Annotated in this window: 13 protein-coding genes (1 of these 13 cut by a window edge); 8 read left to right on the forward strand and 5 right to left on the reverse strand. The window is 58.6% G+C overall.

Translation table 11 applies throughout. From position 1 onward, the window contains the following. Positions 1 to 750, reverse strand: the 5' portion of a protein-coding gene (locus NYR50_RS19360) for a formimidoylglutamate deiminase (protein WP_418137916.1). It extends 597 nt beyond the left edge of the window; the window shows 750 of its 1347 coding nt (coding positions 1-750); its start codon is at positions 748 to 750; its stop codon lies beyond the left edge, outside the window. Positions 751 to 863: 113 nt separating this feature from the next. Here NYR50_RS19360 and hutI point away from each other — a divergent pair, with 113 nt between their 5' ends. The 6 genes from hutI to NYR50_RS19390 all read left to right on the forward strand — a co-directional run bounded on the left by hutI (position 864) and on the right by NYR50_RS19390 (position 8061). Then, on the forward strand, positions 864 to 2123 hold the full coding sequence (gene hutI / locus NYR50_RS19365) for an imidazolonepropionase (RefSeq protein ID WP_418137917.1): 1260 nt from the start codon (positions 864 to 866) through the stop codon (positions 2121 to 2123). Continuing rightward, complete coding sequence (hutH, locus tag NYR50_RS19370; RefSeq protein ID WP_418137918.1) at positions 2120 to 3664, forward strand: histidine ammonia-lyase; 1545 nt, start codon at positions 2120 to 2122, stop codon at positions 3662 to 3664. The genes hutI and hutH overlap by 4 nt, the downstream gene beginning before the upstream one ends. 75 nt (positions 3665 to 3739) lie before the next feature. Further along, positions 3740 to 4540 (forward strand): N-formylglutamate deformylase, encoded by an 801-nt coding sequence (gene hutG / locus NYR50_RS19375; protein WP_418137919.1) that lies wholly within the window; start codon positions 3740 to 3742, stop codon positions 4538 to 4540. Positions 4541 to 4554: 14 nt separating this feature from the next. Further along, the gene (hutU, locus tag NYR50_RS19380; RefSeq protein ID WP_418137920.1) at positions 4555 to 6228 is read left to right on the forward strand and encodes a urocanate hydratase; all 1674 of its coding nucleotides are present in this window, start codon (positions 4555 to 4557) and stop codon (positions 6226 to 6228) included. 210 nt (positions 6229 to 6438) lie between these two features. Further along, the gene (locus tag NYR50_RS19385; protein WP_418137921.1) at positions 6439 to 7449 is read left to right on the forward strand and encodes an alpha/beta fold hydrolase; all 1011 of its coding nucleotides are present in this window, start codon (positions 6439 to 6441) and stop codon (positions 7447 to 7449) included. A 30-nt stretch (positions 7450 to 7479) separates the two neighbouring features. Then, entirely contained in the window at positions 7480 to 8061 is a 582-nt protein-coding gene (locus NYR50_RS19390; protein WP_418137922.1) for a HutD family protein, read from the forward strand. 12 nt (positions 8062 to 8073) lie between these two features. Here NYR50_RS19390 and NYR50_RS19395 read toward each other — a convergent pair whose 3' ends face one another. From NYR50_RS19395 to NYR50_RS19410, 4 genes are all read right to left on the reverse strand, one after another. Beyond that, the gene (locus NYR50_RS19395; protein WP_418137923.1) at positions 8074 to 9552 is read right to left on the reverse strand and encodes a M81 family metallopeptidase; all 1479 of its coding nucleotides are present in this window, start codon (positions 9550 to 9552) and stop codon (positions 8074 to 8076) included. Positions 9553 to 9624: 72 nt separating this feature from the next. Beyond that, positions 9625 to 10713, reverse strand: coding sequence for a D-TA family PLP-dependent enzyme (locus NYR50_RS19400; protein WP_418137924.1), 1089 nt, complete (start codon positions 10711 to 10713; stop codon positions 9625 to 9627). Positions 10714 to 10745: 32 nt separating this feature from the next. Beyond that, positions 10746 to 11141 (reverse strand): RidA family protein, encoded by a 396-nt coding sequence (locus NYR50_RS19405; RefSeq protein ID WP_010973436.1) that lies wholly within the window; start codon positions 11139 to 11141, stop codon positions 10746 to 10748. Between the two features lie 371 nt (positions 11142 to 11512). Beyond that, a complete protein-coding gene (locus NYR50_RS19410) occupies positions 11513 to 12901 on the reverse strand; it encodes an FAD/NAD(P)-binding protein (protein WP_418137925.1) in 1389 nt (462 codons plus the stop codon). 436 nt (positions 12902 to 13337) lie between these two features. Here NYR50_RS19410 and repA point away from each other — a divergent pair, with 436 nt between their 5' ends. Both repA and repB read left to right on the forward strand, forming a co-directional pair. Further along, positions 13338 to 14552: a plasmid partitioning protein RepA gene (gene repA / locus NYR50_RS19415; RefSeq protein WP_080813418.1), complete on the forward strand. Its 1215-nt coding sequence runs from the start codon at positions 13338 to 13340 to the stop codon at positions 14550 to 14552. After that, positions 14549 to 15562 (forward strand): plasmid partitioning protein RepB, encoded by a 1014-nt coding sequence (gene repB, locus NYR50_RS19420; RefSeq protein ID WP_174010732.1) that lies wholly within the window; start codon positions 14549 to 14551, stop codon positions 15560 to 15562. The genes repA and repB overlap by 4 nt, the downstream gene beginning before the upstream one ends. Positions 15563 to 15603 lie beyond the last annotated feature (41 nt).

Genomic DNA, 15603 nt, shown 5'->3' on the forward strand with positions numbered 1-15603 from the left:
CGGCCGGGCGCCGGAAAAGGCGAGCGAATCCTCCACTTCCTTGGTCTGTTCCGCCACATGAATATGGATTGGTCCACCCTTTGCCAGCGGCTCGATGGCGGCCAGCTCGGCGCCGGTCACGGCGCGAAGGCTGTGCGGCGCGATACCAAGGACGGCACCCGGCAGCCTGTCAACCACGGCCTGCGCGCCCTGCATCAGCTTTCCGTAACTGTCGAGCGAATGGATGAAGCGTTTTTGCCCGTCAATTGGGGGCTGACCGCCGAAACCGGAATGGGCGTAAAAGACCGGCAGTAATGTGAGACCGATGCCCGTTTGCGAAGCGGCCGCGCCGATACGCTCGGCCATTTCGGCGATATTGCCGTAATGCGAGCCGTCCCTGTCATGATGCAGATAGTGGAATTCGCCGACCCGGCCAAAACCGGCCTCGAGCATTTCCATATAAAGCTGGGCGGCAACCGCCTCGACATGGTCAGGCGTCATGGAGAGCGCGAATTTATACATGACCGTGCGCCAGCTCCAGAAACTATCATCACCGGGACCGCGAATTTCGGCAAGTCCGGCCATGGCGCGCTGAAAGGCGTGGCTGTGGAGATTGGGCATGGCCGGAACGATGACGGCGTGGCGCTCATCCTGCGGCTGCGGGGAAACGCCGGTTTCGACGGATGAAATAATGCCGTCTTCGCAGATGATGCGAACATCCTTCGCCCATCCACCAGCCAGAAGCGCCGCGCCCGCGTGAATTGCCGTCATGCCACCCTCTCCTTTGGTTCCTCCCGGCAAGGCCATTTCAAACCCGAAATTGCAGCTTGCCAAGCCGATTATTATGTATATACATTTAACTCACAAAGGAAAGGCGAAAAGCAATGCCAGGGAACAATTCTACGACGGGAACGGCGACGAATAACGCCTCGGCTTTGTGGCGCAACGCCCGACTGGCGACCCTCAATCCTGCTATGGATGGCATCGGCGCTTTCGAAAACGCCGTTATTGCCGTGCGGAACGGCCGCATTGCCTTTGCCGGCCCGGAAAGCGATCTGCCCACCGATCTCTCGACAGCCGATGAGACGACCGATTGCGGCGGCCGCTGGATCACACCGGCCTTGATCGACTGCCACACCCATCTCGTCTTTGGCGGCAATCGCGCCATGGAATTCGAGATGCGGCTGAATGGCGCCACCTACGAAGAGATCGCCAAAGCGGGCGGCGGCATCGTTTCTTCGGTTCGCGACACGCGCGCGCTTTCGGAAGATGCTCTTTTGGCGCAGGCTCTGCCGCGTCTCGACACGCTTCTTTACGAAGGTGTTTCCACCATCGAAATCAAATCCGGTTACGGTCTCGACATCGAAACCGAGCTGAAGATGCTGCGCGTCGCCCGCAGGCTCGAGACGCTGCGGCCCGTGCGCATCGTCACCAGCTACCTCGCCGCACACGCCACACCCGCAGACTATAAGGGTCGCAATGCCGATTACATCACCGACGTCGTTCTGCCCGGGCTGGAAAAAGCCCATGCGGAAGGACTGGCGGATGCCGTGGACGGTTTTTGCGAAGGCATCGCCTTCTCCGTCGAAGAGATCGACCGGGTTTTTGCGGCAGCAAAGCAGCGGGGGCTCCCCGTCAAACTGCATGCCGAGCAGCTTTCCAATCTCGGCGGCGCAGAGCTCGCGGCCTCCTACAACGCGCTTTCGGCCGATCATCTGGAATATCTCGATGAGGCCGGTGCGAAGGCTCTTGCAAAAGCAGGAACCGTGGCCGTGCTTCTGCCCGGCGCCTTTTATGCGCTCAGGGAGAAGCAACTGCCGCCGGTTCAGGCGTTGCGTGATGCCGGAGCCGAGATCGCGCTCGCAACGGATTGCAACCCCGGCACCTCGCCGCTTACCTCGCTGCTGCTGACCATGAATATGGGCGCCACGCTTTTCCGCATGACCGTGGAGGAGTGCCTGACGGCAACGACACGCAATGCGGCAAAGGCGCTCGGACTGCTTGCGGAAACCGGCACGCTGGAAGCCGGAAAATCCGCCGATTTCGCCATCTGGGACATCGAGCGCCCGGCTGAGCTTGTCTACCGCATCGGCTTCAACCCGCTCCATGCCCGTATTTTCAAGGGACAGAAGGTTTCTCCATGACCATGAAGACCATCACGCTTCATCCCGGCGCCGTGACGCTTGCCGACCTTGCCGCCATCTACTGGGAAAACGCCACGGCAAAACTCGACCGTTCCTTCGATGCCGGCATTGAAAAAGCCGCCGCTCGCATCGCCGAAATCGCCGCCGGCAATGCGCCGGTCTATGGCATCAATACCGGTTTCGGAAAGCTTGCTTCCATCAAGATCGACGCCGCCGATGTGGCGACGTTGCAGCGCAATCTCATCCTGTCGCATTGCTGCGGAGTTGGGACACCGCTGCCAGAAAATGTCGTGCGGCTGATCATGGCGTTGAAGCTGGTTTCGCTCGGCCGCGGCGCATCCGGCGTGCGGCTGGAACTGGTTCGGCTGATCGAGGCCATGCTGGAAAAGGGTGTCATCCCCGTCATTCCCGAAAAGGGTTCGGTCGGCGCCTCCGGCGATCTTGCGCCGCTTGCCCATATGGCGGCCGTGATGATGGGCGAAGGCGAGGCCTTTTATGAGGGTGCGCTTGTTACAGCCGGCGAAGCGCTGGCGAAAGCAGGGCTGACCCCGGTGGTGCTTGCGGCAAAAGAAGGGCTGGCGCTGATTAACGGCACGCAGACCTCGACTGCTCTGGCGCTGGCCGGCCTGTTCCGCGCCCATCGCGCCGCACAGGCGGCGCTCATTACCGGTGCGCTTTCAACGGACGCCGCCATGGGCTCATCCGCGCCCTTCCATCCCGATATTCACACCCTGCGCGGCCACAAGGGCCAGATCGATGCGGGAGCGGCGCTTCGTAACCTGCTGGAAGGTTCGGAAATCCGCGTCAGCCATATCGAGGGCGACGAGCGCGTGCAGGATCCCTATTGCATTCGCTGCCAGCCGCAGGTCGACGGCGCCTGCCTCGATCTTCTGCGCCAGGTGGCCCGCACGCTGGAAATCGAAGCCAATGCGGTGACCGACAATCCCTTGGTGCTCTCGGATAATTCCGTCGTTTCCGGCGGCAATTTTCATGCCGAGCCGGTCGCCTTTGCCGCCGACCAGACGGCGCTCGCCATCTGCGAAATCGGTGCGATTGCCCAGCGCCGTGTGGCGCTGCTGGTTGATCCGGCACTTTCTTATGGCCTGCCGGCCTTTCTTTCCAAAAAGCCGGGGCTTAATTCCGGCCTGATGATCGCCGAAGTCACCTCCGCCGCGCTGATGAGCGAGAACAAGCAGATGGCGCATCCGGCCTCGGTCGATTCGACGCCGACCTCGGCCAATCAGGAAGACCATGTCTCCATGGCCTGCCACGGCGCGCGGCGACTGCTGCCGATGACCGACAATCTCTTTGCCATCCTTGGAATCGAGGCGCTTTGCGCCGTTCAGGGTGTGGAACTGCGCGGGCCGCTGAAAACCAGCCCTGAATTGCAAAAGGTGATTGCTGTGCTGCGCGCTGTAGTCCCGTCGCTGGAAGAGGACCGCTATATGGCGCCGGATTTGAAGGCAGCGGCGGAACTGATTGCTTCCGGGGCTTTGGTCTCGTCGATTTCGGGCGGCATTCTGCCGAGGCTGGAGGCTTGAGATGATGGGCATGTTTTCCTCGTCCAACTCCGTGAGTGCCTTGGGGCTACCCCCCACGACAGAGAGGCGCGATCGATGAACACGCCCTTCACGCTTCACCAGGGCACATCGCCGGTCATTCTGGCTTTTCCGCATACCGGAACCGAGGTTCCGCCCGCGATATGGGAACGCCTCAACGACAACGGCAAAATTCTCGCGGATACGGATTGGCATATCCATACGCTTTATGCCGGTCTGCTGGATAATGCGACAACCGTGCGGGCTACATTCCACCGCTACGTGATCGATGCAAACCGCGATCCGGCAGGCGTCAGCCTTTATCCGGGCCAGAACACGACCGGCCTTGTCCCGGAAACGGATTTCGACGGAAAGCCCATCTGGAAAGAAGGAGCGGAACCGAACGAAGCCGACATCGCCCATCGATTGGAGACGTTCCACGCGACCTATCACGCGGCCCTTGCGGCGGAAATCGAACGGGTGAAATCCATCCATGGCCTCGCCATTCTCTATGATTGCCATTCGATCCGCTCGCATATCCCCTTCCTGTTCGAGGGAAAGCTGCCGGATTTCAACATCGGCACGGATATGGGCAAGACCTGCGATCCGGAGATCGAGACAATCGCCGTCGAGGCAACCGCCGCGGCGCAGGGCTATGACAGCATTCTGAACGGCCGCTTCAAAGGCGGCTGGACGACGCGCCATTACGGAAAACCGCAGACCGGCGTGCATGCCATTCAGATGGAGCTGGCGCAGTCCACCCATCTTCAAAACGAGCACCCGCCTTTTGCCTATGACACGGGCAAAGCCGAACGGCTTCGCACCCATCTCAAGACCATTCTCACGCGCATGGAAAAATTTGCGCTCGAAACGAAATGATAAGGGGAAAGCATATGAACAATCCACGCCACAATATTCGCGACGTCCGCGCACCGCAGGGCACTGAACTCAATGCCAAAAGCTGGATGACGGAAGCGCCGCTGCGCATGCTGATGAACAATCTCGATCCTGATGTCGCCGAACGGCCGCACGAACTGGTGGTTTATGGCGGCATCGGCCGCGCCGCCCGCACCTGGGACGATTTCGACCGGATCGTCGCGACGCTGAAGGACCTGAACGAGGATGAAACCCTCATCGTGCAGTCCGGCAAGCCGGTCGGCGTGTTCCGCACCCACAAGGATGCACCGCGTGTGCTGATCGCCAATTCCAATCTCGTGCCGCATTGGGCGAACTGGGATCATTTCAACGAGCTGGATAAGAAGGGCCTTGCGATGTACGGCCAGATGACGGCCGGTTCGTGGATTTACATCGGCACGCAGGGCATCGTGCAGGGCACCTATGAAACCTTCGTCGAGGCCGGCCGCCAGCATTATGACGGCAACCTTAAGGGCAAATGGATCCTCACCGGCGGTCTCGGCGGCATGGGCGGCGCACAGCCGCTGGCAGCCGTCATGGCCGGCGCCTGCTGCCTCGCCGTCGAATGCGACGAGACCCGCGTCGATTTCCGCCTGCGCACCCGTTATGTCGATGCGAAGGCGCATACGCTTGATGAGGCGCTGTCGCTGATCGAGCAATGGACCAAGGCAGGCGAGGCGAAATCCGTCGGCCTGATCGGCAATGCCGCGGAAATCTTCCCGGAACTTTTCCGCCGCGGCGTCCGCCCTGACATCGTCACCGACCAGACCTCGGCGCACGATCCCATCCATGGTTATCTTCCCGCCGGATGGACCGTTGCCGAATGGCGCGTCAAGCAGGAAAGCGATCCGAAGGCCGTTGCCGCTGCCGCCCGCGCCTCGATGAAGGTGCATGTTCAGGCCATGGTCGATTTCTGGAATGCAGGCGTTCCGACACTGGACTACGGCAACAATATCCGCCAGGTCGCCAAGGATGAGGGACTGGAAAACGCCTTCGCCTTCCCGGGCTTCGTGCCGGCCTACATCCGCCCGCTCTTTTGCCGCGGCGTCGGCCCGTTCCGCTGGGCGGCACTGTCAGGCGATCCGGAAGACATCTACAAGACCGACGCCAAGGTGAAGGAACTGCTGCCCGACAACAAGCACCTGCATAACTGGCTGGACATGGCGCGCGAGCGCATCGCGTTCCAGGGTCTGCCGGCGCGCATCTGCTGGGTCGGGCTTGGCGACCGCCATCGCCTCGGGCTTGCATTCAATGAAATGGTCAGGAACGGTGAACTGAAGGCGCCTGTCGTCATCGGCCGCGACCATCTCGACAGTGGCTCCGTCGCTTCACCGAACCGCGAGACAGAGTCCATGAAGGACGGCTCGGACGCCGTTTCCGACTGGCCGCTCCTCAATGCGCTGCTCAACACCGCATCCGGCGCCACCTGGGTTTCGCTGCATCACGGTGGCGGCGTTGGCATGGGCTTTTCGCAGCATTCCGGCATGGTCATCTGCGCCGACGGCACCGACGATGCCGCTCGCCGGCTGGAGCGCGTGCTGTGGAACGACCCAGCAACCGGCGTCATGCGCCACGCCGATGCCGGTTACGACATTGCTGTTGAATGCGCCAAAGAGCAGGGCCTGCGCCTGCCCGGCATTCTCGGCAATTGATTATCGTGCCGCGCGGTCTATCGCCGCGCGGCTTTCCACCCTTTCCGGAGCAGAGGCGGACGTCATTATCCAGACCGCTCCTTATCTGAAGCTTCCGGCATCTGAAACTTCCGGCTCGATTTTCTCGTTGTTAGCTGTTGATCAGGCATACGGATCATTTTTCGCGCCTGATAATGACACGGCAAGCTTTGATGGAGTGTGGACGACAGCATGGCACCACGGCGTATTTCACTTGCCCTCACCTTTTTGATTGGTGCAATTTCTCCCGCTTTTTCTTTGACCGTCCCTGCAGCCGCCCAAGGCCAAAACGCCGTGCCGGTGAGAATCGATGTCGGCGGATACAAGCTCAACAGCCTGTTGATCGAACCACAAAAACATGCAGACCTGCCGCCGATCGTTTTCCTGCATGGCGCGAGCGCAAGTCTTTATGACCCACTGTTTTCCTTTGGGGAAAAACTTCGCGGCCGCGCAAGACTGCTATTCATCGACAGGCCGGGCCATGGCGGCTCCGACATTGGCGGCAAGGACAACATACTGCCAGATGGGCAGGCCGATGCGGTGGCCGAGCTGATGAAAAAGCGCGGCATCCGAAAGGCCATCATCGTCGGCCATTCTTTTGGCGGCGCCATCACCGCGGCATTTGCGCTTCGCCATCCTGACATGGTGTCCGGCCTGGTGTTTCTTTCTCCTGCCGTCTACCCCTGGCCGGGAGGCATCGCGTGGTACTACACGGCAGCAAACGCTCCCGTGACAGGCCCGCTCTTTTCGACTTTCATAGCCCCGCCAGCAGGTCTTTTTGCGCTCGATCAGGCGACACGTGGGGTGTTTGCGCCCAATGAACGTCCCTCTGGCTATGTGCAGGCGACCCATGCATGGGCGGCGTTGAGGCCGCAGGCTTTTCGCCACAACGCGCAGGAAGTCGCAGCGCTGAACGCGTGGGCGCAGAACGCCGCACCGAATTATTCCAGAATAAAGGCACCCACCATTATTATCACCGGCGATACCGACAATATCGTTTCACCGGCGATTCATTCGCGCCAGCTTGCACGCGACATCGACAAATCAACCTTGATCGTTGTGAAAAATCTCGGACACAAATCAGACTATGTCGCGCGTGGCCTTGTTGTGGAAGCGATCGAAAAACTCGCCGGTAAAAGGGTCGATCTACACGCGGCGCAAAAAGAGCTTGAACACCTTATCGCCGGCGACGGCATCAAGTAGTGCCATTCTATCCCGCTGAATGCCCAAGGAATGCAGAAGATGAGACACCTTCAAAATAGTAACTACACATCAATGCCCTGGAAAAATGGCGGCGGCATAACGACTGAGATCATCGTCCATCCCGCAGAAGCCTCGATGGCGGATTTCGACTGGCGCATGAGCATGGCTGACGTGGCGCAGGACGGGCCCTTTTCCATATTTCCCGGGATTGACCGCACGCTCTGCATCCTGGAAGGGGCCGGACTGAGCCTCAGTATCGACGAACGTCAACCGGTGGTGTTGGCGATGGATAGCGATCCCCTACCCTTCCCGGCCGATGTTCCGGTCAACGCCGTTTTGACGGGTGGTCCCATCGTTGATCTCAATATCATGTCCCGTCGCGGACACTACGCACATCGCGTCAAGAGACATCGCGGCGCCCTCACTGTTCGTTCAGCGGCGTCAACGATGACGATCATTTTTGCAACAGAACCTGTCACTGTCTCATCGGGCGGCGAAATCATGCATTTGCAGCGACGCGACAGCCTCCTGCTTGAACGCGGTACCGGATTTACCGCGCAGGCCATTGAAAAAGATGGTCGTTTCTTTGTCGTAACGTTTGATCAGGTCTAAAACTACTTCTTCTCAATCCAGACCCAGTGGATCGGCCACCCGGGGCCAGAGTTCAAGGCTCGCCTTGCGATAGGGCGTTTTAGCGGGATCGGTGGGATAGGACGTCGGTGCCGCGATATAAACGATCTCGGATGCGACCGGTGCAAAGCCCGCATGGAAGTGGTTGGTCGACTTGACCAGAAGCACATCCTTCTTCGCGAAATCGATGCCCAGATTGGAAAAGATATCCGGCTCATAAGTCTGCGTCCGGCTGGTGATGAGGATGATATCGATGTCAGTGCCGAGTGGGCGGACGACTGCGGCCCGACCCAGCGTCACCCGGCTGTTGCGGAAACTCTGCCAGCCTGCCTCGGCCGTGCGCATCACCTTGATGCGGAAATCGAGCGGCTCGCCGCCCTCGGGGCTGGATTTTCCGCCGATGCGCAGATCGATCTCGGCCCCCTCGCCTGCTGCGTGACAGAAAGACACCGCAATCGGATCCCAGATCGTCGCGACGGCAAAATTGTCCATGCCGCGCGCCACCATGCGCCGTAAAATATGAGTGGCGTCGCCGGCGACACCGCCGCCGGGATTATCCCATATATCTGACACAACGACCGGCTTTCCCGCATTGTTGCTGCGGATAGTGAAAACGAGGTCGAGGCCCGATTCCGTATCCAGCATCGGCATCGCGGTCAGCTTGCGCATGGCATAAAGCTCATGGCCAAGTTTTTCGGCCAGCGCATCACCCTTTGCCTTGTCATTGTCGGTGACGACGACGATCCGCGTTCCCATATCCGGCACGTCGCCAGCCATGAAACCATGAATGACGGAAATCGACAGGATGCCGTCCTTACCCTCCATCGCCTTCAATCGGTCGACATAAGAACGCATCGGCTCACGACTGGTCGGATATATGGTAATCATGCGGCAATCAAAAGTGGAGATGACCGGGTTGATCTCTCCGCGAAGCGTGCGCAGCGCCATTTCCACGACATGCTCGCCGCGCTCTTCGAAATCCGTATGCGGAAATTCCAGAAACGTCGCCATGATATCGAGATTTTTGACCCGAAGCGCCGTCAGATGACTGTGGGGATCAAATTCCGCCGCGACGAGCACATCCGGCCCGACCATGGCCCGGACGAGCGACAGGAAATCCCCTTCCGGGTCGTCATAACCCTGCGCCACCATGGCGCCGTGCAGTCCAAACACCACCGCATCCACCGGCAGGGCAGCAGCAAGCTCGGCAAGAATGGTATCCCGCAGCGTTTCATAGGTCTGGCGCTGGATGAGGCCCGCCGGTTCCGCCCAGCAGGACGTCCCTTCGATCACCGTAAACCCTTCCGCCTTGCCGCGGCGGCGCAGAATAGGCACCGGCGAGGAGCAGAGCGTCGGCGTTTCCGGATGCTCGCCCGGGCCGGCATAAAAGGCGGCGCGAAATGCGTCCATATCCGTTGGGACAGGCGAAAACGTATTGGTTTCAGTGGCGAGCGACGCCGTGAAGATGCGCATGTTTTTCGATTCTCGTTGCCGGTATCCGCATTCGCGCAGCTTCCGATTCATAATTTAATTAGCCGGGTAATTTTACCAGACTGTTCCCCGAGCCGCGACCTCTTCAACCCGCGTTACAACGCCGTTTCGATGGAACACCATCCGGTCGAAAAGATTGCTGACGACGCAGGTGTGGTTCGGTACGACCTGGACCACATCGCCGATTTCAGGTCGGGGCCCGCTGCAGCCTGACAGATCGACAACCGCATGTTCTTCCGAAAGCGAGATGATTTTTGCGCCCTCATAACCCTCGATCAACCCATAATCACTGAAACCCAGAAGATCCGAGGTCAGGGCCTTCGAGCCGCTATCAAGCACGGCCCGGTCGGCCGTCGGTTTTGAGACGACGGTCGCGAGAACATGCATGGCGAGATCGCCAGCGCTGCAATGCCCTGCACGCAGCATCGATCGGTCATTATAGACATAAGTACCCGCCCGATGTTCGGTGGCGGAGGATACAAGATGGGCGGAATAGAAATCCGGCGAGCCGCCGCTGGATCGTACCGGGCAATCTATGCTCTTTGTCTCGAGTAACGCTATGGTCTCGCGAATGAACTTCTCCACCGTCTCGGCGCCACCCGGTGCCGGATAGGTCAAAATGCCCCTGAATATGAGGCCCGATGCCGCGACGATCTGTTCCGCAAGCGCCAAGGCCGCTTCCGGCGTCTGCACACCGCAGCGTTTGCCGCCCGTGTCGCACTCAACCAAAACGGCGAGCGGCCTTGCCGCATCAAATGTATCGGCAAGGCCAGCAATCGTCACGGCGCTATCGGCCACGACGCTCAGCCTGCCGATGCGTGCATTTAGCGCCTTCAGCCGCGAAAGCTTTGCCGCACCGAGAATATTGTAGGTGATCAGGATGTCCTCGAAACCGGCATCCGCGAAAACCTCCGCCTCGCTGACCTTCTGGCAGTTGATGCCGATCGCACCCGCCTGAAGCTGCTGTTTGGCAATGGCTGGTATCTTGTGTGTCTTGATATGCGGCCGAAAGGCTTTGCTGTGCTCATCCAGATAGGATTGTGCCCGGAGGATATTGGCGGCGAGCCTGTCCTCATCAATGACGGGCATTGGCGTCGAAAGCGCATTAAGGGCTGTGCCCGCATCAGGCCAGGGATAGCTCATTATCTACTCGCAGAGTTCAAAAAATCAGAGGCTTAAGCCAGCGGCTTATAAGCGATAACGTCCATTTCCACTTTGGCATCAACCATCAGCGGTGATTGCACGGTCGAACGCGCCGGCGGATGATCGATGAAATATTTCTGGAAAACAGCGTTGAAGCTCGAGAAATCCCGGGCATCGTCCAGCCAGACATTGACCTTGACGACATCGGCCAGCGTACAACCGGCGAGCGCCAGGACATCCCTGATATTCGCGACGACCTGCTCGGTCTGTGCCACGATCCCGCCGGTCACGACCTCGCCGTCGACGGTTGGCACCTGGCCCGAGACGTAAACGAAATCGCCCGCACGCACGGCTTTGGCGAAGGGTCGACGCTGTCCACCAGCCTGATTATCCGCCGTCTCGTATCTTACCAGCTTTTGATTTTCCACGCGCCCTCGCAAATTATTTTCATAGAGACCAAATATTTGGAGCTTTATAGCCGCTTTGGCGACGTATTTCCACAAGCGATGTAAATTATTTAGCAAATAGGCTTCGTATACGCTATTCTAACACCGACGCGGGCCCCTCATTTGCAGTCATGGAATACGGCGGTACGCCTGCTGCAAGCGGGCTCTATCTCAAGGGAATGAGACTTTTTGCAGCGCGCAGCCTGCCTGATATCTTCGCGTGCCGCTCTCTATTCCCCGACCGGTATCTTGCCGGTATCCATAAGCACGAAAAGTTTGCCGCGGCTAACAGGGTGCGAGATACTATTCGGTCGTCGCCGGCGCATATATGTTCAAGCTGACCCTTAAGCCACTCAACCCCGCGCGGAAATTCGATCAATTGTTGAGGCGACTCTTTCGGTCACGATCTGCGCAATCTTTTGCGCCTGCACGCGAATATCCGGAACAGCGGTTATTTCCCAGAAGCGGCCCGCGGTCAGCGCACCGGCAGCGAAAAGACCGGGCCAGCTTTCCCCATCCTTCCGTAACAAATGGGACCGCTCATCCACCTCGACGCCCAATCCGAAGGAATCGAGCAAAAGAACCCCATCATCACGCATGGTTTCGAGAAGCCGCGAATGGCCGATACCTGCCCGCTCCATTCCCGTGCAGTTAATGACCCAATCGACCTGCAGCTCTTTCAGTATCTGTGTATGCCTGCGGCGATAACGCACCACCATGCCCTCTTCCTGTTTGTCGATGGAACGAAGGTAGCCAGCATGGATTTCCAGAATACCGTCCGAAAGCAGTTTTGCGAAAGCACCGGAAACTTCGGGCGCGATGCGGTGCCGGTGGATATTCCACCATGGCAAGGCATGTCGAAGGAAGCGGCTACGCTGCGCAGGGGTAAGGCTGTGCCAAAGAACCTGCGTTTTTGGCCGCAAACCATCCATCACAGCGCGCCACTGCGTACCCTCTCTCACCAGCCTGCGCAGGGTCTGCAATATTGCGCTGATTTCCATTGCACCGTTGGGCAAGTTCGGATCCGCAGGAGGTGTTGGTGGGCTGATATGTGGGTGCGGCACCAGTCCACGACGGGACAGGACATGGATCGGCCCCTGATGCCCCTTCCCGCGCAGGGTCAGAACCTGATCGATCATCGTCAGGCCCGAACCCAGAATACAGATGCGATCACCCGCTTTCACTTTGGAGAGCCATCCCGGCTGCCAGCAATGGCTGACGATACGGTGTGCCTCACCTTCGTCCTTCGCGACAGTTTGCACCGGCAAACTGGCCGAGCCCAGGCCGAGACATAAAATTACATTCTTCGCATGCAGCTGCCCGTCATTTTCCAGGACAAAAGAAAAGCCACCAGCACCATCGGGCCGACAGCCAGAAGCTCTGGCCCTGATGAAATCCACTCTAGCCCGCTGCTCCCTGCTTCGCAGCAGGTTTGCCAGCCTGTCTCGGAGATAGAGGCCGTAGTCGCCGCGCGAGGCGAAAGCCAGGGGGTCCGTGGTGATACCGTTCTCCGTCAGCCAGTCGATGAAGTCATTGGGTCGATCAGGGAAAACACTCATTTTTCCCGCTGGCACATTTAGCCGGTGATAGGGCAATTCCGTGCGATAGGCAGTGCCACGCCCAAAATCCGATTCATCACCGACGATGGCAATCGAAGCCTCTGCCGGCAAAGACGATAAAAGATGGGCGGCGGTACAGATGGCCGAGAAACCCGACCCGACAAGAGCGACATCATAGGACATCCATTCCTCCAACCTGCGACAGTTTAAGACAACCGGGCGGCGGGCGCCCAACCGAACAATACCCTAGTCAACAAGTAGAGATTAAACGCCTCCCAATGTCTACCCCGCACTTTCCGCCATTATGATTCTTGGGGCTGGCAGACAGTTGGACCTGAAGTTAGCCGCGGCTAACTTTAAAAAAGGACGCGGAGAGCGTCCTCGAAATGGTTCTATTTTCACTCCTCCATATGCTCAAAAAAGAGGAGTTAGCCGCGGCTAACCGTCAAACCGTCACAAAAAGCAAATGTGATTCTTCCACAATGCTTTAGCGGCGGTTTTGCACCTGAGAAAAAAGCCTATTGCACCAAAAAGAGAATCGGCGCTTATATCTCAGTTGCGGAAAAAACCGCCTTTTTCGAAAAAAAACGCTACTGCAATTTCGAGCGAAAGAAGACCGATGACACAGAGTGCCGATTTAAGACGTGCCGCGGGAGCACCCGACCTGACGAGTCTTATACAACAGCATTCGGCTGCGTTGTCAGCCCAATTGCAGGCTCATAACGCAAATACATTTTCCCCGCACACCGAAAAGAGCATGCGGCATTTTTCGCCGGCGGAAACCGCGCGGTTGATCGGCATTGGCGAGGCCTATCTTCGCCAGATCGCCGCAGAGCGTCCGGAGCTCGATGCCGCGCAGGCCTCCGGTCGTCGTTCTTATTCGGTCGAGGATATGGATGAGATCAGGAAATTCCTGGATCAGGGCGCCCGTGGCACCCGCCGCTATTTGCCCCACCGCCGGGAAGGCGAAGAGTTGCAGGTCATCGCAGTCATGAACTTCAAGGGCGGTTCGGGCAAAACCACGACCTCGGCGCATCTGGCGCAATATCTGGCGCTGCGCGGTTATCGCGTACTCGCCATCGATCTCGATCCGCAGGCCAGTCTCTCCGCCCTCTTCGGCCACCAGCCTGAAATAGATGTCGGACCGAATGAAACGCTCTATGGTGCGATCCGTTACGACGACGAGCGTCGGCCGATCGCCGAGATCGTTCGTGGCACCTATATTCCCAATCTCCATATCGTTCCCGGCAATCTGGAACTGATGGAGTTTGAACATGATACGCCGCGCGCGCTAATGCGCCGCGCCCCTGGCGATACGCTGTTTTTCGCCCGCATTGGCCAGGCCATCGCCCAAGCGCAGAACTTCTACGATGTCGTCGTCATCGATTGCCCGCCGCAGCTCGGTTATTTGACGCTTTCGGCACTGACGGCGGCTACATCGGTTCTCGTCACCGTTCACCCGCAAATGCTCGACGTGATGTCGATGAACCAGTTTCTTGCCATGACCGGCGATCTTCTCGCCGAAATTGGCAGGGCCGGGGCGCGTTCCGATTACAACTGGATGCGTTACCTGATTACCCGCTTCGAACCGAGCGACGGGCCACAGAACCAGATGGTCGCCTTTCTGCGCTCCATCTTCGGCGAAAACGTCCTCATCCACCCCATGCTGAAAAGCACGGCGGTTTCGGATGCCGGATTGACCAACCAGACACTTTTCGAAGTGGAAAGAACCCAGTTCACCAGGTCCACCTATGACCGTGCGCTGGAAGCCATGAACAACGTAAACGCTGAAATCGAAGGACTGATTAAAAAAGCGTGGGGTAGGGCAGCATGAGCAGAAAACAGATCTTCGCCAATCTTGGCACTCCCGCCGCCGACAGCAATGAGACTGGCTCCGAGCGGTCACGTCCGCGTATCAGGCCCATCCTTGGCTCTCCGGACCTTGTCACGGATGTTCTGAATTCCCCTGTTGGTATGATCGGCCAGTCGCTCAGCGAAGTATCGGAACGCGCCAAGCGGGCGGAAGAGATCGAAAGACAGCTCGCGGAAGGTCTGACGATCGTTTCCCTGAACCCTTCCGATATCGATCCATCCTTCATACCGGATCGCATGCCAGCCTCCGAAGAAGCGGATGCGGGCCTTGTCGAGGCCATTCGCGAACAGGGCCAGCAGGTTCCCATTCTGGTGCGCCCGCATCCTGATTTTCAGGGCCGTTATCAGGTCGCTTTCGGCCATCGTCGTCTGCGTGCCGTGTCAAACCTTGGTATTCCGGTCAAGGCAGTCGTTCGTGACCTCAGTGACGAGCAGCTGGTGGTCGCCCAGGGCCAGGAAAACAACGAGCGCCGCGACCTTACCTATATCGAGAAGGCGCGTTTTGCCCAGAAACTGCAAATGCGGTTCCCACGCGATACGATCATGGCCGCCATGTCTCTCCACAAGGGCGATCTCTCCAATATGCTGTCGGTTGTTGGCCGCATTCCGGAGGATCTCGTCGATCTCATCGGCCCGGCCCCAGGCGTTGGCCGTCGCAACTGGATGGATCTTGCCGATCAGCTTTCCTCCTCTCAGGTCAAGGAAGCGGCCCGCGCCTATGTGAAGGATACATCCGTTGCCGCCCTCACATCGGAAGAACGGTTCAAATCGCTGCTCGATTTTCTAAAGCCCAAGGCACAGGCCAAAAAAGCCGGCGTCTGGTCATCGGAAACCGGCGGGCGACTGGCAAAGGTGGTCGAGAGCGACCGCAAGCTGGATATTTCTATCGACAAGAACGAAGCACCGGAATTTGCCGAATTCGTTCTCGAACATCTTCAAACACTGTTTGCCGAATACCGGTCCAAGCAGTGAGTTTTAACGCGAACCACTAACAGGAGACGCATCACAAAAGA

Source organism: Agrobacterium sp. El2ro-1b (assembly GCF_048298475.1).
In the GTDB taxonomy this organism is placed as follows: domain Bacteria; phylum Pseudomonadota; class Alphaproteobacteria; order Rhizobiales; family Rhizobiaceae; genus Agrobacterium; species Agrobacterium fabrum.